Annotated in this window: 20 protein-coding genes; 17 read left to right on the forward strand and 3 right to left on the reverse strand. The window is 40.5% G+C overall.

The features are described 5' to 3' along the window. Nucleotides 1-109 precede the first annotated feature (109 nt). From BZG42_RS01960 to pknB, 8 genes are all read left to right on the forward strand, one after another. A complete protein-coding gene (locus tag BZG42_RS01960; protein WP_024532783.1) occupies nt 110-1723 on the forward strand; it encodes a ribonuclease Y in 1614 nt (537 codons plus the stop codon). Nucleotides 1724-1852: 129 nt separating this feature from the next. After that, complete coding sequence (gene gmk / locus BZG42_RS01965; protein WP_029751435.1) at nt 1853-2461, forward strand: guanylate kinase; 609 nt, start codon at nt 1853-1855, stop codon at nt 2459-2461. Nucleotides 2462-2711: 250 nt separating this feature from the next. After that, nucleotides 2712-3026, forward strand: coding sequence for a DNA-directed RNA polymerase subunit omega (gene rpoZ / locus BZG42_RS01970; protein WP_024532782.1), 315 nt, complete (start codon nt 2712-2714; stop codon nt 3024-3026). A 144-nt stretch (nt 3027-3170) separates the two neighbouring features. Next, nucleotides 3171-5561: a primosomal protein N' gene (locus BZG42_RS01975; protein WP_155995468.1), complete on the forward strand. Its 2391-nt coding sequence runs from the start codon at nt 3171-3173 to the stop codon at nt 5559-5561. A gap of 461 nt (nt 5562-6022) precedes the next feature. Further along, nucleotides 6023-6961, forward strand: coding sequence for a methionyl-tRNA formyltransferase (gene fmt, locus BZG42_RS01980; protein ID WP_155964761.1), 939 nt, complete (start codon nt 6023-6025; stop codon nt 6959-6961). After that, a complete protein-coding gene (gene rsmB, locus BZG42_RS01985) occupies nt 6948-8261 on the forward strand; it encodes a 16S rRNA (cytosine(967)-C(5))-methyltransferase RsmB (RefSeq protein ID WP_155995470.1) in 1314 nt (437 codons plus the stop codon). Before fmt ends, rsmB begins: the two co-directional genes overlap by 14 nt. Before the next feature lie 37 nt (nt 8262-8298). Continuing rightward, on the forward strand, nt 8299-9036 hold the full coding sequence (locus BZG42_RS01990; protein WP_120171349.1) for a Stp1/IreP family PP2C-type Ser/Thr phosphatase: 738 nt from the start codon (nt 8299-8301) through the stop codon (nt 9034-9036). Beyond that, nucleotides 9036-11039 (forward strand): Stk1 family PASTA domain-containing Ser/Thr kinase, encoded by a 2004-nt coding sequence (pknB, locus tag BZG42_RS01995; protein WP_155964760.1) that lies wholly within the window; start codon nt 9036-9038, stop codon nt 11037-11039. Before BZG42_RS01990 ends, pknB begins: the two co-directional genes overlap by 1 nt. Before the next feature lie 149 nt (nt 11040-11188). Here pknB and BZG42_RS02000 read toward each other — a convergent pair whose 3' ends face one another. Further along, complete coding sequence (locus tag BZG42_RS02000) at nt 11189-12445, reverse strand: ISL3 family transposase (protein ID WP_159780059.1); 1257 nt, start codon at nt 12443-12445, stop codon at nt 11189-11191. A gap of 215 nt (nt 12446-12660) precedes the next feature. Between BZG42_RS02000 and liaF the strand changes: the two genes are divergently transcribed. The 7 genes from liaF to BZG42_RS02035 all read left to right on the forward strand — a co-directional run bounded on the left by liaF (nt 12661) and on the right by BZG42_RS02035 (nt 18079). After that, the gene (liaF, locus tag BZG42_RS02005) at nt 12661-13356 is read left to right on the forward strand and encodes a cell wall-active antibiotics response protein LiaF (protein ID WP_120172453.1); all 696 of its coding nucleotides are present in this window, start codon (nt 12661-12663) and stop codon (nt 13354-13356) included. After that, nucleotides 13353-14369, forward strand: coding sequence for a sensor histidine kinase (locus BZG42_RS02010; RefSeq protein WP_155996059.1), 1017 nt, complete (start codon nt 13353-13355; stop codon nt 14367-14369). The genes liaF and BZG42_RS02010 overlap by 4 nt, the downstream gene beginning before the upstream one ends. Then, on the forward strand, nt 14341-14982 hold the full coding sequence (locus BZG42_RS02015; protein ID WP_155996061.1) for a response regulator transcription factor: 642 nt from the start codon (nt 14341-14343) through the stop codon (nt 14980-14982). The genes BZG42_RS02010 and BZG42_RS02015 overlap by 29 nt, the downstream gene beginning before the upstream one ends. 47 nt (nt 14983-15029) lie before the next feature. After that, nucleotides 15030-16430, forward strand: coding sequence for a bifunctional Cof-type HAD-IIB family hydrolase/peptidylprolyl isomerase (locus tag BZG42_RS02020; protein ID WP_120171352.1), 1401 nt, complete (start codon nt 15030-15032; stop codon nt 16428-16430). Nucleotide 16431: 1 nt separating this feature from the next. Next, nucleotides 16432-16803 carry a S1 RNA-binding domain-containing protein gene (locus BZG42_RS02025; RefSeq protein WP_024532771.1) on the forward strand — a complete coding sequence of 124 codons (372 nt, stop codon included), beginning with the start codon at nt 16432-16434 and terminating at the stop codon, nt 16801-16803. Between the two features lie 74 nt (nt 16804-16877). Beyond that, a complete protein-coding gene (locus BZG42_RS02030; RefSeq protein ID WP_120171198.1) occupies nt 16878-17198 on the forward strand; it encodes a transposase in 321 nt (106 codons plus the stop codon). After that, nucleotides 17195-18079, forward strand: a complete 885-nt coding sequence (locus BZG42_RS02035) for an IS3 family transposase (protein ID WP_159780061.1) — start codon at nt 17195-17197, stop codon at nt 18077-18079. Before BZG42_RS02030 ends, BZG42_RS02035 begins: the two co-directional genes overlap by 4 nt. Nucleotides 18080-18180: 101 nt before the next feature. On the opposite strand, the gene cysK is transcribed toward BZG42_RS02035, so the two are convergent. Continuing rightward, a complete protein-coding gene (gene cysK / locus BZG42_RS02040; protein WP_024533095.1) occupies nt 18181-19107 on the reverse strand; it encodes a cysteine synthase A in 927 nt (308 codons plus the stop codon). Between the two features lie 92 nt (nt 19108-19199). Further along, entirely contained in the window at nt 19200-19832 is a 633-nt protein-coding gene (locus BZG42_RS02045) for a YigZ family protein (RefSeq protein ID WP_155996310.1), read from the reverse strand. 56 nt (nt 19833-19888) lie between these two features. On the opposite strand from BZG42_RS02045, the gene BZG42_RS02050 reads away from it, so the two are divergent. Continuing rightward, nucleotides 19889-21181 carry a DEAD/DEAH box helicase gene (locus tag BZG42_RS02050; RefSeq protein WP_155996311.1) on the forward strand — a complete coding sequence of 431 codons (1293 nt, stop codon included), beginning with the start codon at nt 19889-19891 and terminating at the stop codon, nt 21179-21181. Next, complete coding sequence (locus BZG42_RS02055) at nt 21174-21839, forward strand: ComF family protein (RefSeq protein ID WP_024533092.1); 666 nt, start codon at nt 21174-21176, stop codon at nt 21837-21839. Before BZG42_RS02050 ends, BZG42_RS02055 begins: the two co-directional genes overlap by 8 nt. The last annotated feature ends 19 nt before the right edge of the window (nt 21840-21858 follow it).

The raw sequence follows: 21858 nt of genomic DNA on the forward strand, positions 1-21858 counted from the left end.
TGAACTTATTATATCATATTTGTCAATTTGGAATTGAGAAATCATTTCAAATATGGTAAAATGAATATAGATTTTGTGAAAAATCGAATGATAAAAAAGAGGTAGAAATATGAATATCATTACAGCAGTAGTGACCCTTGTTTCTGCTCTCGCTGGTTTAGTATTAGGTTACTTTGCCATTTCTTTGAAGATGAAGTCTGCAAAAGAAACTGCAGAATTGACCCTTTTAAATGCAGAACAAGAAGCTAGTAATGTTCGTGGTCGAGCGGAGGAACAAGCTGAGGTTATTTTAAAGACAGCCGAGCGTGACCGCCAGACTTTGAAAAAAGAATTACTCTTGGAAGCTAAAGAAGAAGCTCGTAAATACCGAGAAGAAATTGCAGAAGAATTTAAGTCAGAACGTCAAGAGTTGAAACAAATTGAATCACGCTTGACAGAGCGTGCCACTAATTTGGATCGCAAGGACGATAATTTGACCAACAAGGAAAAGACTTTAGAACAAAAGGAACAAAGTCTATCCGACAAATCTAAACACATTGATGAGCGTGAGCAGGAAGTTGCTAAGTTAGAAGAGCAAAAAGCTCAAGAATTAGAACGTGTTGCAGCCCTTAGCCAGGAAGAGGCCAAAGAAATCATCTTGGCAGATACACGAGATAAGCTAACACACGAAATTGCAACCCGTATCAAGGAAGCTGAGCGAGAAGTCAAAGAGCGATCTGATAAGATGGCTAAAGATTTACTAGCTCAAGCTATGCAACGGATTTCAGGTGAATATGTAGCAGAGCAGACAGTTACCTCTGTTCATTTACCAGATGATGCCATGAAGGGACGAATCATTGGACGTGAAGGGCGTAATATTAGAACTTTTGAGAGTTTGACTGGTATTGATGTTATCATTGATGACACACCAGAAGTGGTCGTACTTTCCGGTTTTGATCCGATTCGTCGTGAGATTGCTCGAGTGACTATGGAGACCCTTCTTCAGGACGGTCGGATTCACCCCGCTCGTATCGAAGAGTTGGTTGAGAAACATCGTGTGGAGATGGATAGTCGTATTCGTGAGTACGGAGAGGCAGCAGCTTATGAGGTCGGTGCCCCAAATCTTCACCCAGATTTAATCAAGATTATGGGACGGCTACATTTCCGTACCTCTTATGGACAAAACGTTCTGCGTCACTCTATTGAAGTTGCTAAATTGGCAGGTATTTTAGCGGCAGAGTTGGGTGAAAATGTCAACTTGGCTCGTCGTGCCGGTTTCTTACACGATGTTGGTAAGGCACTTGACCGAGAAGTGGATGGAAGCCACGTTGAGATTGGAACAGAATTAGCTAAGAAGTATAAGGAAAATCCAGTTGTTATCAATGCTATTGCAAGTCATCACGGTGATGTAGAAGCAACAAGTACGATCGCAGTAATCGTAGCAGCAGCGGATGCCCTAAGTGCAGCTCGTCCGGGATCTCGTCGTGAGTCCATGGAAGCATACATCAAACGCCTACAAGACTTAGAAGAAATAGCTAATAGTTTTGAGGGGATTAAGCAATCCTATGCAATCCAAGCTGGTCGTGAAATTCGTATTATCGTTCATCCAAATAAGATTAGCGATGATCAAATCACCATCTTAGCCCACGATGTACGTGAAAAAATCGAAAGCAATTTAGATTATCCAGGAAATATCAAAATCACAGTTATTCGTGAAACAAGAGCAACAGACGTTGCCAAATAAAGCAAAGGAGTCCAGAGGGCTCTTTTTTCGATTAACCTATGATAGAAAATATTCGCACCATATCCAAAATCAGTTGAAATTCGTGCTAAATTTTGGTACACTAGGATGAAAGATTTTAAAGGAGATATCATGCAAGAGCGAGGCTTACTTATCGTCTTTTCCGGACCGTCGGGAGTTGGGAAAGGAACTGTTCGAAAGGAAATTTTTGAAAGCTCTGATAATAAATTTGAATATTCTGTATCCATGACTACACGTCCACAGAGACCGGGAGAAGTTGATGGAGTAGATTATTTTTTCCGTAGTCGTGAAGAGTTTGAGGATTTGATTCGCCAAGGCCAGATGTTGGAATATGCTGAGTATGTTGGGAACTATTATGGCACACCCTTAACCTACGTAAATGAAACGCTAGATAAAGGGATTGATGTTTTCTTGGAAATTGAAGTACAAGGTGCTCTTCAAGTTAAGAAAAAAGTTCCGGATGGAGTTTTTATTTTCTTAACGCCACCAGACTTAGAGGAGTTGCAGGAGCGTCTAGTGGGACGCGGAACGGACAGTGAAGAAGTGATTTGCCAGCGGATTGAACGTGCCAAGGAGGAAATAGCCTTGATGCGTGAATATGATTACGCAGTGGTCAATGATGAAGTGCCATTAGCCGCTGAGCGTGTCAAACGGATTATTGAAGCCGAACACTTTCGCGTAGATCGAGTAATTGGTAGATATAATGAAATTATTAGTTAACTAATAATTGTTGCAGTTGCACAAGTTATAACTGTCGTGAAAAGTGGTAATATGTAAAATAAAAATATCCATTGGTCTTTGAACAACCAACGGATAAAATAAAAAAATCTCATCTAGATTGGCAAGTCAATCTGAGTAAGTACCACCTTTTCAAACGAAGCCGTTATAACAAATTTAGCTAATCCGGTCAAGAGTGATAATTCTTGAACAGGTATATAGAACGATAAAAAGAAAGAAGAGTGAAACTCACATGATGTTAAAACCATCTATTGATACTTTGTTGGACAGGGTACCATCCAAGTACTCCTTGGTTATTCTTGAGGCAAAACGTGCCCACGAATTGGAAGCAGGAGCGAATCCTACTCAGGAATTTACCTCTGTAAAGTCAACCCTTCGAGCCCTAGAAGAGATTGAGTCTGGCAATGTGGTTATCCACCCAGATCCAGAGGCTAAGCGTGAAGCTGTACGTCGCCGTGCAGAAGAAGCAAAGCGCTTGGCAGAAGAAGAAGAGCGTAAAATTAAGGCGCAAATCGCTAAGGAAAAAGAAGAAGGTGAAAAAATTTAAGATTAAAACTCGGTTGGCTTACCATCCGGGTTTCTTTTCACTTTTTGGTATGTAATAGAAATAAAAAATCCGATACTATTGTAAATGAGAACACATATCATTTTGAATGTTACAAAGAGTATAGGAGGATTGAAAGGAGGTCGTATGTTAGCTCAGGTCATCGTAGATGTCCCCTTGATGCAGACAGATCAAGCCTATTCCTATCTTGTTCCTAAAGAATTAGAAAATGGCATCCTAGTTGGTGTTCGTGTCCATGTCCCCTTTGGAAGGGGAAATCGTTTGATCCAAGGGATTGTGGTTGATCTAATAGAGGGAGATGCTCAGCCACCTCAGGTAGGCTTGAAGGCCATTGCAGAGGTTTTAGATTATAGCCCCGTCCTTAATCGTGAACAATTTTGGCTGGCTGACCAGATGAGGAAATCGGTTTTTTCCTATAAGGTTACTCTTTTAAAATCCATGTTACCTAGCCTGCTCAATTCCACTTATGAAAAATTGCTTCGTCCGGGACCAGGATTGGAAACAGCAGAGCTAAACAAACTCTTCAGGGGAAGCACCCAGATTCGATTTTCTGATTTAGGCTTGGGAGAGCAGGGGAAAATCATGCGTTTGGCTCAGTCTGGAAAGGTGTTAGTTGATTATGTTGCTAAAGATAAAAAGCAAATCAAGACTGAAAAATGGTACCGTGTTTGCTTGGAAAAACTAACAGCTGCAGAGATTGGTAACCGAGCCAAGAAACGCCAGCAGTTGAAGGAGTTTTTATTAGCCAACCCTGAACAGCAGCCTCTCTCAAGCTTAAAAGCAGATTATTCAGCAGATACGCTCCGCTATTTTCAAGAGAATGGCTACCTAGAAGTTTGGGAGGTGGAAGTTTCTCGAACTCAAGGAGTGTTTGATAGGGTAGAGAAAACGCAGGCTTTAATGTTAAATGCAGAGCAGGCAATTGCAGTAAGAGAGATTGTCTCTTCGCTTGGTCAAGAAAGCCAGACCTATCTCTTACAGGGGGTTACGGGTTCTGGGAAAACAGAAGTGTATTTACAAGTGATCGATAAGGTGTTGCAGATGGGAAAAACAGCGATCATGTTGGTTCCTGAGATTTCTTTGACACCTCAGGTGACCAATCGCTTTATTTCTCGTTTTGGTCAACAGGTAGCTATTCTCCACTCCGGCTTATCGGATGGTGAGAAATATGATGAGTGGCGAAAGATTGAAAGAGGAGATGCTCAGGTTGTTGTTGGAGCGAGATCGGCTATTTTTGCTCCCTTAACCAATCTGGGGGTTATCATCATTGACGAAGAGCATGAGGTGACTTATAAACAAGATAGCAATCCTCGCTATCACGCGAGAGATGTGGCAAGATTGCGAGCGGACTATAATCAAGCAACTCTTGTTTTAGGATCGGCTACTCCAAGTCTTGAATCACGGGCTAGAGCAAGTCGTGGAGTGTATGGTAGATTAACCCTTAATCGGAGAGCTAATCCCTTAGCGACTATACCTGAAGTTCAGGTTGTGGATTTTCGTGATTATATCGGTCAGCAGGAAGCCAGCAATTTTACCCCGATTATGATTGACAAGATAAAGGAAAGATTGGCGCGAAATGAGCAAGTCGTTCTCATGTTGAATCGGAGGGGATACTCCTCCTTTGTGATGTGCCGAGATTGTGGCAGTGTTGACCAATGCCCGAATTGTGATATTTCTCTTACTCTGCATATGGATACACGAACGATGAACTGCCATTACTGTGGTTTTCAAAAAGGAATTCCCCAAGTCTGTCCAAATTGTCAAAGTTCATCTATCCGTTATTATGGAACGGGAACGCAAAAGGCATACGATGAATTGCAGGAGCTTTTGCCTCAAGCGCGGATTTTGAGGATGGATGTAGATACAACGAAGAAAAAAGGTGCTCATGAGGATTTGCTAGATCGGTTTGGACGAGGAGAAGCAGATATTCTACTAGGAACCCAAATGATTGCCAAAGGGCTAGACTTTCCAAATGTAACTTTGGTAGGGGTTCTAAATGCTGATACGGCCCTCAATCTGCCAGATTTTCGCTCTTCGGAACGTACTTTCCAGTTATTGACCCAAGTAGCAGGACGAGCAGGGCGCGCAGATAAGAAAGGGGAGGTTCTGATCCAGACCTATAATCCCAACCACTATGCCATTGTGTTTGCTCAACAGCAAGATTATGAAGGTTTTTATCGATATGAGATGGGAATCAGAAAAAATCTTGGCTATCCACCTTATTATTTTACTGTTGGCTTGACTTTTTCACACAAGTCCGAGGAATTTGTGGTGAAAAAAGCTTATGAAGCAGTAGCCTTTCTCAAAGAGCAGTTGACGGAAGCTATCCAGATTTTGGGACCAACTCCAAAACCAATCGCCAGAACCCATAATCTCTATCACTATCAGATTATCCTCAAGTACCGTAGGGAAGAACATTTGGAAGTTGTTCTCAACCAGATTCTGGATTGGACACAGGATCGGGATAATCAGGCTTTGCGACTAATTATTGATCATGAACCGCAGAACATGATGTGAGGTCTCTATGACCTTGCATTTTTTATTAGATTGACTACAATTCTAATAATTGGTAACCCGAAAGAGCTTATTGGGAGTTGAAAAGTAAGATGGAAATTGTGTCAAAAGTTGCTAGCAAGGGCAATATTTCTTCTAACTTAAACTTATCTGATAAGGCGAGGTTAGTCGATTTAATTCTTGAAGGTGAATGTGAGGAAGTACTTTTACAGTTATCTCATAGTGGTAGGAGGAAATTTACTGGAATAATAAAAGATAAACCGAATAGATATAAAGTGATAGTTCGCAATTCTGTACCAAGCTGTGCTTGCCTAATTCGATCTTTATTTTTCTATTTTTTGATTTTCATCGGGATGTGTAAGTAAGCAACCTTGAATTAAGGCAAACATAAGTAAAAATGATATAATTAAGAGATAATGTAGTCAGAAATAACTGTGGAATGTAAAGGAGATGAGAAAGCAAGTATGACAAAGTTGATTTTTATGGGGACACCAGATTTTTCAGCGACAGTTTTAAAAGGTATGTTGTCTGATAAAAGATATGAAATTCTAGCGGTTGTGACTCAGCCAGATCGTGCGGTTGGGCGCAAAAAGCTTATTCAAATGACACCAGTGAAGGAAGTCGCTTTGGCCTACAATCTCCCAGTCTATCAGCCAGAAAAATTATCTGGTAGCCAAGAGATGGCTGATTTGATGGATTTAGGAGCAGATGGTATTGTAACTGCTGCTTTCGGTCAATTCTTACCGACCAAATTGTTGGCTTCTGTCGACTTTGCAGTTAATGTCCATGCTTCCCTTCTTCCCAAATACCGCGGCGGTGCTCCGATTCATTACGCCCTCATCAATGGTGATGAACGTGCTGGTGTGACGATTATGGAAATGGTGAAGGAGATGGATGCTGGGGATATGATTTCAAGCGACAGCATTGCCATTGAAGAAACCGACAATGTTGGTAGCCTATTTGAAAAATTAGCCGTTGTTGGTCGTGATTTATTGTTGAAAACTTTACCGGATTATATTGCTGGTAACATTCAGCCAGTCGCTCAAAATCCAGAAGAAGTAACCTTCTCACCTAATATTCAACCAGAAGAAGAAATCCTTGATTGGAATAAGACTGCTCGCCAGCTCTTCAATCACATTCGTGGCATGTACCCTTGGCCTGTGGCTCATACTTATTGGCAGGGAGAGCGTTTTAAAATTCAAGAAGCTATCGCAGTAGAGGGTTCAGGACCGGTTGGTCATGTAATTGCTCGGACTAAGAAAGAACTTATAGTTGCAGCAGGTCAAGGAGCGATTTCCTTGAAGACAGTTCAGCCAGCAGGCAAGCCAAAGATGCCAATAGCGGATTTTTTAAATGGAGCTGGGCGAGATATTGTAGTAGGAGATCAATTTGGTGACAAGTAAGCAAGAAACTGCTAGAAAGTTAGCCTTATCAGTGCTTGAACAGGTATTTGATCAGGGAGCTTATTCCAATATCGCCCTTCATAAAGTTTTGGAAGGCTGCCATCTGTCAGTACCAGACAAGGCACTCGTTACAGAGTTGGTCTATGGAACGGTATCACATAAGATTACTCTGGAATGGTACCTGGCTCATTTTATTGAAGATAGAGAGAAGTTAGACTCTTGGGTCTACTATCTCCTTATGCTTAGCCTTTATCAGATGGTTTATTTGGATAAATTACCTGTCCATGCTGTGGTGAATGAGGCTGTTACGATTGCTAAAAGAGGCAGAGGGACAGATAAGTATGTCAATGCAATCTTGCGTAAAATCAGTCAAACAGCTCTGCCAAAACCAGCGACTATTAAGCGAAAGAACAAACGTTTATCCATTCAGTATTCCCTTCCGGTTTGGTTGGTTCAAACCTTGATAATAGAATATGGTGTTGAGCGAGCCGAACACATTTTCCAAAGTTTGCAGGTTCGCAATAAAGCTAGCGTTCGTGTGACTGCTCCCGAACAATTAGAAACCCTGGCAGCGAAATTGGAAGCGACTCCTTCACTCCTTTCTCCGGTTGGTCTGGTGAAATCACATGGTCACTTTGCTGGTACTGATTACTTTAAAACTGGGCTTTTGACAATTCAAGATGAGACCAGCCAATTGGTAGCGCCAACCTTAAAAGTTGAAGGGACTGAGATTATTTTGGACGCTTGTGCAGCTCCTGGAGGTAAGACTTGCCATATCGCATCACAGTTGACTAGTGGCAAAGTCGTTGCATTAGATTTGTATGACCATAAACTTTCCTTGATTGAGGAAAATGCCCATCGTTTGGGAGTGGCAAATAAGATTGAAACCAAGCGTTTGGATGCTAGCCGAGTTCATGAAGTGTTTGCTGCTGATACTTTTGATAAAATCTTGGTTGATGCTCCATGTTCAGGTATCGGTTTGATACGTCGTAAACCAGATATTCGCTATAACAAGGCAGCAATAGATTTTGATTCTTTAAAACAGATTCAGCTTCAAATACTGGATAGCGTTTGCCAAAGCCTGAAAATAGGTGGTATAATAACCTATAGTACCTGTACAATCATTGCAAAGGAAAATCAAGAGGTCGTTCAAGAGTTTTTACGAGCCCATCCGAATTTTGAGCAAGTGATACTTGAGCATCCACAAGCAAATATTATGGTGGATGGCTGCTTATTGATTACACCAGAGTTATATGAGACAGATGGATTTTTCATCGGTCAATTTAGACGAAAATCCTAGAATAAGAGGAGGAAGTTGCTTAGCAACGATAAAAATTATGGAAATTGCATTACTTACTGACGTTGGGCAAAAACGTTCAAATAACCAAGATTACATCAGTCGTTATAAAAACCGAGCAGGAATTGATTTAGTGGTGTTGGCAGATGGATTAGGTGGCCACCGTGCAGGTCATATTGCCAGTGAAATGGCCGCTACAGATATGGGGGCAGCCTGGGTTGATACACAGTTGGTTACCTTGAGTGATGTTCGTGAGTGGTTGATTACCATCATTGATGAGGAAAATCAAAAAATTCATTCTTTAGGACTAACAGATGAATACAAAGGGATGGGAACAACGCTTGAGGCAGTTGTTGTCATTGATAATCAAATGATTTATGCTCATATTGGAGATTCACGAGTTGGTTTGATTCGCGATGGGGAATATACATGTTTGACCAACGATCACTCATTGGTCGGAGCCTTGGTTCGAGCTGGTCAGCTTACAGAAGAAGAAGCTCAACGTCATCCCCAAAAAAACTTTGTGACACAATCTATTGGACAAGCTGAACCGATTGAACCAGACATTGCTTTGAAAACTCTTGAGGTTGGCGACTATGTCCTGATTAACAGTGATGGTCTAACCAATATGGTATCCATAGAAGATATTCGTGACATTATATTGAGTGAAGTTTCTCTTGAAAGCAAGGCAGAAACTCTCGTACGTTTCGCTAATAATGCAGGAGGTTTGGATAATATTACAGTAGGTCTGCTTCATATTACAGAGGAGGCTAGGTAATGATTCAAATCGGTAAGATCTTTGCTGGGCGCTATCGGATTGTCCGGCAAATTGGTCGAGGCGGTATGGCGGATGTTTATCTGGCTAGAGATTTGATTTTGGATGGTGAAGAAGTGGCGGTTAAGGTACTTCGCACTAACTATCAGACGGATCAAATTGCTATCCAGCGCTTCCAGCGTGAGGCGCGTGCCATGGCGGAGCTTGACCATCCCAATATTGTTCGTATTTCGGATATTGGTGAAGAAGATGGTCAGCAATACCTTGCAATGGAGTACGTCAACGGTCTCGATTTAAAACGCTATATCAAGGAAAATGCACCACTATCAAATGATGTGGCAGTACGAATCGTAGGACAAATTCTTCTTGCTATGCGGATAGCTCATACACGGGGAATTGTTCACAGGGATTTGAAACCTCAAAATGTTCTTTTGACATCAAACGGTGTAGCTAAGGTAACGGACTTTGGTATCGCAGTAGCTTTTGCAGAAACAAGCCTGACACAGACAAATTCTATGTTAGGATCTGTTCACTACCTTTCGCCAGAACAGGCACGTGGTTCAAAAGCGACCATTCAAAGCGATATTTACGCTATGGGGATTATTCTCTTTGAAATGTTGACTGGTCGAATTCCTTACGATGGAGATAGTGCTGTTACGATTGCATTGCAACATTTTCAAAAGCCATTACCATCTGTTAGAGAAGAAAATGCGAATGTGCCACAAGCATTAGAAAATGTAGTTCTGAAGGCAACTGCTAAAAAGTTGAATGAACGCTATAAATCTGTTGCGGAAATGTATGCAGACTTAGCTTCAGCCTTGTCTGTGGAACGTCGCAATGAACCGCGGGTTGAGTTGGAGGGCAATAAGGTTGACACAAAGACCTTGCCTAAACTTTCTCAGGCAAATGTAGATACTAAGTCTCCTATGGCGAATGATTCTGTTCAAAATGTAGCGACAGATAAATCTGTTGGAAAGAAAGAGGGAATTAAAAAGCCAACCAAGCCTGCTTCTAAGCCTAGACCAGGTATGCGCACACGTTATAAGGTTCTAATAGGAGCTATTCTTTTGACTGCATTGGCAGCAGGGTTGATGTTTTTCAATACACCTAAAACAGTTATAGTCCCAGATGTAGCAGGCCAAACGGTTGAAAAAGCCACTGAGATGATTGAAGTGGCAGGATTAGAAGTCGGAAATGTCATCAAGGAAACGACCAAAGAAGTGGGTGAAGGTTTAGTTATACGGACATCACCAGCAGCAAAAACCACCAAACGTCAAGGGAGCAAAGTGGATATTGTGGTAGCGATAGCTGCCTTGGTCACTATTCCGGATGTTAGTAATAAATCAGCGGACCTTGCTCGTCAAGAATTGGAAGCTTTAGGTTTCCAAGTGAGTGTCAAAGAGGAGTATAGTGATAAGGTTGCTCAAGGATTAGTAATAAAGACAAGTCCTGAAGCGAATAGTTCTGCTGAACAAGGAGGCAAGGTTGTTCTTTCTGTTTCCAAAGGTGTAGCACCCCAACTAGTGCCTGATGTCGTTGGAAAAACGCAAGAAAATGCCACCCAGATTCTTCAGACAGCAGGTTTTTCTATTGGAACGATTACCAAGGAGCATCATCCTTCAATTGAAGCGGGACACGTCATCAGTACAGATCCTGTTGCGAATACGGAATTAACCAAAGGTTCACCGGTCAATATCGTAGTTTCTAAAGGAAAAGAGCTAATCATGCCTGACTTGGTCTCTGGGAATTACACCTATTCACAAGCTCGTAGACAATTACAGGCTCTGGGTGTTAACATAGAAAATATTGAAAGGCAAGAAGATAGAAGCTATTACTCAACCACCAGTGATATTGTAATTGGACAATATCCGGCTGCTGGAGCAGTTATTGATGGAACGGTTACTCTGTATGTTTCTGTTGCTGCGAGTGGAACAAACAGCAACTCCTCTACGGGGACACCATCTAGTACCAGTACTTCAACTAGTGGAACGAGTAATGGACAGTAGCAATAAAAGAGGTTGGACGATTCAAGTCCAGCCTTTTTACTAACAGGCAAGTTGTAAATCTGGAGAAGAAGTTCGTCAAGGCAAATAGGCTAATCTAATTTTTACTGTTGAAAAATGGCTCATTGTCAACTGTAGTGGGTGACTTATAGCTAAACGCGAGAGGAGACGAACTTCGTCTTCTCATTTTTGATGTTCAAAGCGATTAAGATACGTTTCTTGAACTTGTCAAAGTTCTTGTAACCAAAGGCATTGCGCTTGATGTCTTTGATGAGTTTGTTAGTGGCCTCAAGTTTAGCGTTAGAGTAAGGCAATTCAATGGCGTTAGTGATGTAGTTTTTATAGCGAATAAATGTGCTCAAAGCGGTTTTAAAGGTGCGATTGAGATGAGGTAAAGCGTCTTGAATTAAGCCCCAAAACTGCTCAGTATTCTTCTCTTGCAGGTGGAAAAGGAGTAACTGGTACAGGTCATAGTAATCTTTAAGCTCAGGGACTAGTTTGAAAATCTTATTGAGACATTCTCTAGGAGTTAATGTTTCTCTAAAGGTTCGAGCATAGAACGCCTTAAGAGACAGTTTCCGACTATCTTTTTGAACAAGTTTCCAGTAGTACTTAAGAGCTCTGTATTCAAGAGATTTATCGTCAAATTGCTTCATGATTTCAATACGTGTTTGCTTGAGAACTCTATTGATGTGCTGGACAATGTGGAAACGATCGAGAACAATTTTAGCTTGAGGAAATAGAACCTTGATGAGAGGAATATAACTTCCAGACATATCGACAGTGACGACTTTAACTTTTTTTCTAGCTTCTTTCGAGTACTTGAAGAAATGATTTCGGATGGTTGTTTGACGTCTGTCATCAAGGATGGTAATGATTTTCTTGGTGTTAAAATCCTGAGCAATGAAGGCCAGTTTTCCCTTCTGGTAGGAGAACTCATCCCAGGAAAGCACTTCTGGCAAAGTAGTGTACTCCTCTTGGAAATGAAATTGCTTGAACTTGCGATAGACAGTAGAGGTAGAGATAGCGAGCTTAGCAGCGATATGGGTAAGAGCCTCTCTGTTGAGCAATAGGTGAGCGATTTTCTGTCTCACTATTTCAGAAATTTGGCAATTTTTCTGAACGAGAGATGTTTCAGAAACAGTTACTTTTCGACAGGACTTGCACTGAAATCGTCTCTTTTTCAAACGAATGAGGCTAGGGAAACCGGCGATTTCAATAAAAGGAATTTTAGAAGGTTTCTGGAAGTCGTATTTGATTTGTTTTCCTTTACAGTGTTTACATTTGGGAGGGTGATAATCAAGTGTAGCGGTGACTTCGATATGGGTATCGTGTTGAATGGCTTTATTTAAGATGATATTTTTGTCTTTAATTCCGATGAGTAATGTGGTATTATTGATGTGTTCCATAAGATACTTTCTAATGAGTTGTTTAAGCGCTTTTCATTATAAGTCTTATGGGACTTTTTTGATACTCAAAAAGCCCTATAATCTCCACAGCGGGTTTACCCACTACAGAAATTATAGAGCCTGAAAAATAGAAGTTTTTCTCTGCTTTTTTCCAACTCTGGATGGAGGCCTTTTTACTAAAATTTGTTACAATAGTTATAGAAAGGATGGAGGACATGAGGAAGGTTCAATTTTTTCTACTAATAGAGAGCATGATTTTTACGATGGCAGCATTTGATGTGGTCGCCAATGAAGCCAGTCGGACCCTGCTACTTTTCTCAGCCTTATTACTGCTAATCTGGTATTTTGGGGGAAGGAGACAACATAGTGTTCTATTGGCTAGCTCTCTTTCCTTAATATTCTTGGTTTTTGTTTTGAACCCCTTCTTCATCATAGGGATTATGTTGCTGGTTGTCTATATGTTAATTAACTTTTTCTCGCGTTATGAAAAGAAAAACCAGTACACCCATATCGTGTTCAGCGATTATCCGTTACAAGTCCAAAAGGAAAAAAATAGATGGTTTGGGAATCACGATCATTCGCAGGACAGGTTTGGCTTTGAAGACATCAATATAGTTCACTTATTTGGAAATGATGTTGTTGATTTGGATAAAACTGTCTTAGTTGGACGAGATAATATCGTTGTCATTCGTAAAACCTTTGGTAGGACAAAAATTATCGTTCCGATTGATGTAGAAGTCTCGCTGTCTGCCACCAGTATTTATGGACGGGTAAATTTTCTAGGAGATTCGCAATGGGATTTGCGAAATGAAAGCATAGCAGTCAATACTGCAGACTATCAAGAAGCACATAAACGGGTGAAGGTTGTTACCAACAGCATCCTAGGGGATGTGGAGGTGATCCGCGTATGAGAAAACGGACGTACCTACTCTTAGCTTGGTTTGCTAGCTTGATTGTTTTTGTTGTCATTGCTTCCATTCTTCCGCTCTTGAATTATTCCCTTTTAGATATAAAATTATGGATTTCAACAGAGCAATTGATTTTCACTTTGATTCTCTTAGTGATTGTTTTGACATTATTTTTAGCAGTTGTCGTGCAAACCGTCAGTTTAATTTCAACTCAAGTTATGAGAGCCAAGATACAGGCTATATTGAAGAATAAAAGTATCCGTACCGACACCGAACATGATCAACTGCTACTCCAATTATCTGATAAGGTAAGAAATCTGACTCGACAAGTGCAGTTAGTAGACAATCAAGATTTGGTTAAGAAAGAGGAAATCGTTGAAGGTGAGCGAAAACGAATTGCCAGAGATTTACACGATACTGTCAGTCAAGAATTATTTGCAACCAGTATGATTTTATCTGGTCTCTCAACCAATCTCATGGCTCTTCCACAGGAAACCCTACAAGAACAATTGATTTTGGTAAAAGATATGATTGAGTCTGCCCAGAGGGATTTGCGTATCCTCCTCCTCCATCTTCGGCCAAGTGAACTTGAAGGAAAGACACTGGTTGAGGGCTTTGAGGTGATTTTACGTGAAGTGAGTGACAAGAGCAATGTTATTGTTCACTTCCAACATGAAGTGGAAGAGCTACCAAAATTAATTGAAGAACATCTTTTTCGCATTGCTCAGGAGATTATTAGCAATACCTTGCGGCATGCTAAAGCCAAACATTTAGATGTATATTTGATTCAAAAAGAAACCGAACTACAGTTGAAAATGACAGACGATGGAGTTGGTTTCCAGCAAGAAATGGATGAAGAATTAAGTTATGGTCTACAAAATATCCGAGAGAGGGTTGAGGATATGGCAGGGACCATTAGCATCCGCACAGCACCAAATAAGGGGGTAGCAATTGATATTCGTATCCCACTATTGAAAGGAAAAGAAGATGAAGACGATTCGAGTGATGTTGGTTGATGATCATGAAATGGTTCGCTTAGGCTTAAAAAGCTATTTAAATTTACAGGCCGATGTTGATGTTGTAGCGGAAGCTAGCGATGGAGAAGAAGGGTTAAGTAAGGCCTTGGAGGTCAAACCGGATGTTGTGGTGATGGATTTGGTCATGCCAAAGATGACGGGGGTAGAAGCAACCTTGGCCCTACTAAAAGAATGGCCTCAGGCGCAGATTCTCATTTTGACTTCTTATCTAGATAATGAAAAGATTTATCCAGTCCTTGAAGCTGGGGCGCGTGGTTATATGCTAAAAACTTCCAGTGCAGATGAAATTTTAGCAGCCATTCGGAAAGTTGCACAGGGAGAATTTGCCATCGAAACAGAAGTAGAGAAAAAGGTGGAATACCACAAACACCATCCTGAGTTACATGATGATTTGACAGTGCGTGAGCGGGAAATTTTGACACTCCTAGCCAAGGGATATGATAACCAACGCATTGCAGATGAGTCCTTTATCTCGTTGAAAACAGTCAAAACCCACGTTTCAAATATTCTCTCTAAACTCGCAGTTAGTGACCGGACTCAGGCAGTAGTTTATGCCTTTCAACATGGCTTGGTGGCACAAGACGATCAATAATGGTATAATGGACAATGGTTAATTTTTGACAAAGGATTATTGGGGATATGGACGCAAAACTAAAGTATAAAGCTAAAAAAATTAAGATTGTCTTTTTTGATATTGATGATACCTTACGTGTTAAGCATACGGGATATATCCCTGCCTCTATTCAGCAAGTTTTTAAATCTTTGAAAGACAGGGGGATTTTGACGGGGATTGCGTCAGGGCGTACACCTTATGGTTTGGTTCCTGAAATTAAGGCGCTTCACCCCGATTATTTTGTCATGATCAATGGCTCCTACGTAGAAGATGCTAAAAGTAAGGTAGTCTACCATCGACCGATGCCTCAGAACTTGGTAGAAGCAGTCTTAAACTGGGCCCAAGGTATTGGGATAGAGTATGGTATGCTTGGTAGTCAGAAAGGGACTCTTTCGGCACGAACCGATCGGATCAACCAAGTGATTGATCTCATTTATGAAGGGTTAGAAATAGCACCGGATTTTTATAGAGAAAATGACATCTATCAACTATTGACATTTGAACGGGATGGAGAAGAAGTTGAACTTCCAGAAGCATTGCAGGCAGATTTACGTAGTGTTCGCTGGGATGCCATTTCGTCAGATATTGTTTTAAAAGACTCCTCGAAAGCAACCGGTGTAGCCAAGATTGTTGAAAAACTTGGTTTAAAACCTGAAAATGTTCTCGTATTCGGAGATGGGCTCAACGATATTGAGCTATTCGATTATGCTGGAATCAGCATCGCTATGGGACATTCTCATCCAGAATTGCAAAAACATGCAGATTACATCACAAAAAAAGTAGAAGAAGATGGCATTTTTGATGCCTTGGAGAAATTAGGTATGGCAGAAAAAGAAAAGTATTTTCCACAATTAGACTTAGCAAACGTTGATGGACCAGTAGCTCATATTAGAACCAATCATGGGACAATGACCCTAAAGCTATTTCCAGAAATTGCTCCAAAGACGGTAGCGAATTTTATTGCTCTTTCTAAAGATGGTTACTATGACGGGATTATTTTTCACCGTATTATTAAAGATTTTATGATCCAAGGTGGAGACCCAACTGGAACTGGTATGGGCGGTGAATCTATCTATGGTTCGGCTTTTGAAGATGAATTTTCAATGGAAGCCTTCAATCTCCGCGGTGCTTTGTCAATGGCTAATGCAGGCCCTAATACCAATGGAAGCCAATTTTTCATCGTTCAAAATCAAAACTTCCCCTACAACGCAAAGGAATTAGAACGTGGTGGATGGCCAAAAGAAATTGCGGCAGTCTATGCTGAAAATGGTGGTACTCCACATCTAGACCAACGTCATACCGTATTTGGTCATCTAGCAGATGAAGCCTCCTTTGCTGTATTGGATACAATTGCGGCAGTTGATACCAATTCTGCTGACCGTCCGAATGAAGATGTTGTGATTGAAACAATTGAAATAGAGGATTAACATGAAGATTGGAGATAAAATCAAGGGTACGGTAACAGGTATCCAGCCCTACGGTGCCTTTGTACAATTGGAAAATGGAAGGACGGGACTGATTCATATCTCGGAAATCAAAACAGGCTTTGTTGACAATGTCTATGATCACCTAAAAATAGGGAAAGAAGTGTTAGTACAGGTTGTTGATTTTGACGAGTACACTGGAAAAATTAGTTTGTCCATTCGTACTCTTGAAGAAGAACAACACAAACTACCACGCCACCACCGTTTTACAAATGATCGTAATAAAATTGGTTTCTCCCCTCTGGCTAAAAACTTACCAAGATGGATTAAGGAAGCAAAAGATTATCTCAAAGAACAAAAAGAAAAGAAGGATTAGGAGTGTGAAAAGAACCCCTTATAATGGACAGTATAAAAAGTACTATACTGTTCTTATAAGGAGGTTCTTTTCTCATGGCCAAAAAAGGAAGTAAATTTACAAAGTATCCACCTGAATTCAAAATACAAGTAGTTGAGGACTATCTTAGTGGGAAAAGTGGTGGTATGGACTCAATTGTAAAAAAGTATGGCTTGAAATCAAACAATCAAGTCCTCACATGGACTAGAAAATATCACGAAAATCCACAATTGCTCCACCAAGATTTAAGAGGTGCTAAATCAACTGGTCGCCCAAAATCAACCAATCTTGATGAAATGACAATAGAGGAACAGAATGCCTTTCTTCGTATGGAGAATGACATTTTAAAAACCTTAAGGACTCTCCTCAGAAAGTGAGAAGAGTCCACCTTTATCAAGTCGTTGAACAATTGAAAGAACGTTATTCCATCTCCCGTTTATGTGCCTATTTGGGTTTCCCTAGGTCATCATACTACCTCTGGTTAAGCAATGGAAAACCTGAACACAAGCGGTTTAACCCTGACCTAGCACAGGACATTACAGCTATTTTTAATGAGACTCAGAAAGGTTATCGTTTCATTTGTTATCAACTGAGAAGAAAATACGATATTTTCTGTCATCCTAAAACTGTCCTACGCTATATGCGTATTCTGGGTTTGAAGTCGCCAATTCGAAAGAAACGCTATCATTCTTGCACACAGCGTGAGATAAATGAAAAGGCAAGACACGTCCACTACAACGTGCTTGCCCGAAACTTTAAAGCAGAACGTCCTCTCCAGAAACTAACAACGGATGTCAGTTATGTTTACCACAAACAGGGAAGGATGTTCCTTAGCGTCATAAAAGATTGTTATGACAACTCTATTCTAGCATATACTCTTTCAGATTATAACGATAATCAGCTCGTTTTTGAAAATTTAGACCTCGTCTTCAATGAAAATTGGGATGCCACACACATTTGTGTCTTGCATTCTAATCAAGGTTTTCAGTACACCAACCAACTTTATCTCAGAAAACTAGATCAGTATGGTGTTACGATTTCCCATTCTGGAAAAGGGAATTGTTATGACAATGCTTCTTGTGAAAATTTCTTTTCCCATCTCAAGAGTGAGTCCTTACGACTCTTTCCTCCTAATAACAGAGATGAACTCAGCCAACAAATTAAAGAATACATGGACTGGTATAACTATGATAGACCACAAGAAATATTAAAAGGTATGACTCCCTTAGAATTCAGGGAGTCATACCTTACTAACTAATATTCTTTTTTACACTGTCTATTTTAGACGGGGCTTGACAGTGAGGCCTACCCTTCTTTTTAGTTTATATTACTCCCATATTCAATGACAGTCAACAAGCATTAGTTGTCAGATTCGTATAGTGTAGTGGATAAATAACGCTCGCCATTGTCTGCTAAGATAGCCAAGACTTTTTTGCCGGCTCCTAATTCTTTTGCAACCTTGATTGCTGCATGAATAGCAGCGCCAGAAGAAATACCAACAAGGAACCCTTCCTGACCACCGATCGCACGTCCCGTAGCCAAAGCATCATCTGATTTTACACGGATAACACCATCATAGGCCTGAGTATCTAAGGTATCAGGGATGAAACCAGCTGAAATTCCCTGAATTTTATGAGGACCAGGCATTTCTCCAGAAAGTACAGCGGACTCATCGGCCTCAACAGCGTAGATAGCAATAGCGGGGTTTGCCTCTTTGAGGACATGAGATACTCCGCTAACAGTCCCACCAGTGCCTACACCTGATATAAAGGCATCCAAACCAGTAGGACCAAAGTCCTCCAAAATTTCTTGTCCTGTTGTATTTTCATGAACTTTTGGATTGGACGGATTGGCAAATTGAAGAGGAACCCAAGCATTTTGTTCTTCAGCAATTTCTTGAGCTTTAGCAATAGCTCCATTCATCCCTTCACTTCCAGGAGTTAAGACCAATTCCGCACCGTAAGCCTGGATGATTTTACGGCGCTCGATACTCATGGTTTCAGGCATAACAATGATAACCTTATATCCTTTTGCCGCTCCGACCCAAGCTAAACCAATGCCTGTATTTCCGCTTGTTGGTTCTACGATTGTATCACCAGGCTTGATGATTCCAGCTTTTTCAGCATCTTCAATCATAGCTAGAGCAATCCGATCTTTCACAGAAGAGCCAGGATTGAAAGCTTCTAGCTTGACATAGACTTCTGCTGCATCTTTGGGAACAACATTATTTAATTTGATAATCGGTGTTTTTCCGACTAGTTGAGTAATATTTTGATAAATTGCCATAGGCACCTCCAAATCATTCTAGTACATGGATAGTATATAGTAGAAAAACTAAAAAGTGTAATATAAAAAAACTATCATCATGATAGTTTTTTTCAATGGATAGGAACTTCAACAACCCTAGAATCCGCTTGTTCTACCAAAACTTTTCCATGGTAAAATTCCGTGAGACTTGCCACAGTTTGTCCAACATCTTTCATGTCAACAAAAATCATTGTAGAAACATCAGTAGTGAATTGAGTTTCATGTTCTTCCAAGCCATGTCCGGATCTCCAATTAGCAAATTCTTGGTATTGAGCATAGGACATGGAAATGAACAATCCTTCTTGTTCCTTGACCTGTACCATACCGATTTCTTTTACCGCTTTAGCAACTGCTCCAGCATAAGCACGAATCAGTCCCCCAGCTCCCAGCTTGACTCCACCAAAATAGCGAGTAACGACAGTCGCTACATTGGTTAGCTCGTGATTTTCTAGGACAGTTAACATAGGTATTCCAGCTGTTCCAGAAGGTTCACCATCATCAGATGAGCGTTTTATTTCCATGTTTTCTCCAAGAATAAAGGCAGAGCAGTTATGGGTAGCCTTGTAGTGTTCTTTTTTTATCTTATTGATAAACTCGCGAGCCTCTTCTTCGTTTGTCACTCGTTTCATAAAGCAGATAAAGCGAGATTTTTTTATCTCTTCCTCAACAATACCATCTTCTTTAATCGTTTTAAATTCTTTCATACCAAGATTGTACTAATTTTTTTCAAAACTGACAAGAAATTCCGAATAAATAAGTGATGAATGAATTACAAGATTACTATGGAAGACTATTTACCAGGAATCAACTAACAGCAGTTGAGAGGGAAAGAGCGCAGATAATTCCAAGTATTACAGAGAAAAAAACTTGTTTCAGATGCGGAACTCCCTTTGAAGAAGAATACCAGTTGCCAAATGGAGCTTTTTATTGTCGAACCTGTTTGCTTTTAGGAAGGGTACGCTCGGACGAAAAACTTTACTATTTTCCACAGAGAGATTTTCCTAAAAATACCTGCTTACAGTGGAAAGGACGACTGACCAATTGGCAACAAACCATTTCTGATGCTCTTTGCGCCAATGTTGAGAAAAGGCAAGCTACGCTGGTTCATGCAGTAACAGGAGCTGGAAAAACAGAGATGATATATCATACAGTAGCTTCTGTTATTGATAGTGGTGGAGCAGTTTGTTTAGCTAGTCCACGAATTGATGTTTGTATCGAACTCTATAAACGCTTGCAGCAGGATTTTTCAGTTCCAATTAGTCTCTTGCACGGAGAATCAGAGGCCTACTTTAGAACCCCCATGGTCATTGCTACAACTCATCAGCTCTTAAAATTTTATCGTGCTTTTGATTTGCTTTTGATTGATGAAGTAGATGCCTTTCCATACGCAGATAATCCTGTTCTTTATCGGGCAGTAGACAATGCAGTAAAACCAGATGGTGTACAGGTATTTTTGACAGCTACTTCAACAGATCAACTTGAGAAAAAGATAAAAGCAGGAAAACTAGAACGCCTTAGTTTGCCCAGACGATTTCATGGCAATCCACTAGTAGTACCACAAAAAATTTGGTTCAGCCAATTTGAACAGTATCTAAAGAAAGGTAGATTGACCCCTAAGCTGGCAAAGGTTATCCAGCATCAGCGAAAGACAGGCTATCCCTTGCTAATATTTGTTCCAGAAATCGGAAAAGGGATGGAATTTACAAAGGTAGTCAAAAAAGCATTTCCTAATGAAAACATTGGTTTTGTTTCCAGTCAGACAGAAAATCGCCTGGAGATAGTAGAAGGATTTCGCAATAAAAACATCACCATTTTAATCTCAACCACCATTCTTGAACGCGGTGTAACCTTCCCTTGTGTTGATGTCTTTGTTATTCAGGCCAATCATTATCTCTATAGTTCATCTAGTTTAGTTCAAATAGCAGGTCGAGTTGGTCGCAGCCAAGAACGACCAACAGGGCTTCTACATTTTTTTCACGAAGGAAGCACGCGGGCGATTGAAAAGTCCATCGCTGAAATCAAACAAATGAATAAGGAGGCAGGTTATGTCTAACTGTTTACTATGCGCTCAGCCCCTTAAAACGAAAACGAGATTTACCGAATCCATATTTTTTAGCAAGCCCCCGTCGGCTGTCTGTTCAGACTGTTTTGCATCTTTTGTAGAAATAGCAGAGCACCACTGTCTGTACTGTTATAAAAGTAATTGTTCAAATACCTGTAGGGATTGTCAGTACTGGCAGGCCCAAGGAAGAACTGTTTCACATACGGCACTTTATGAATATAATGAAGCTATGGCAAGTTACTTTAGTCAATATAAATTCCAAGGCGACTATATTTTAAGAAAAGTTTTTGCTAAAAAGCTTAAAATGGCGCTAAGTCAATATCCGGATTATACTATTGTACCCATTCCTCTCAGCTCAGATCGTCTAGCAGAGCGTGGTTTTAACCAAGTAGAAGGTCTTCTAGAAGCAGCTAATATTCCTTACCAGTCGTTTTTAGGAAAAGATGATAGCGAAAGACAGTCTTCCAAAAGTAGGATAGAACGCCTGAAAACTGATCAGGTTTTCTATCTTCTGAAAGAAAGTGAGGTGCCAGATAAAATATTATTATTTGATGATATTTATACAACAGGGGCTACACTTCAGCTAGCCATAAGCCTTTTCCTGAAAATAGGAAGGAAAGAAATCAAAACATTTTCATTAACTCGGTAAGAAAACGGTTGCAATATTC

Origin of the sequence: Streptococcus sp. DAT741, assembly GCF_009866825.1 — a bacterium.
Classification (GTDB): Bacteria; Bacillota; Bacilli; order Lactobacillales; family Streptococcaceae; genus Streptococcus; species Streptococcus ruminantium.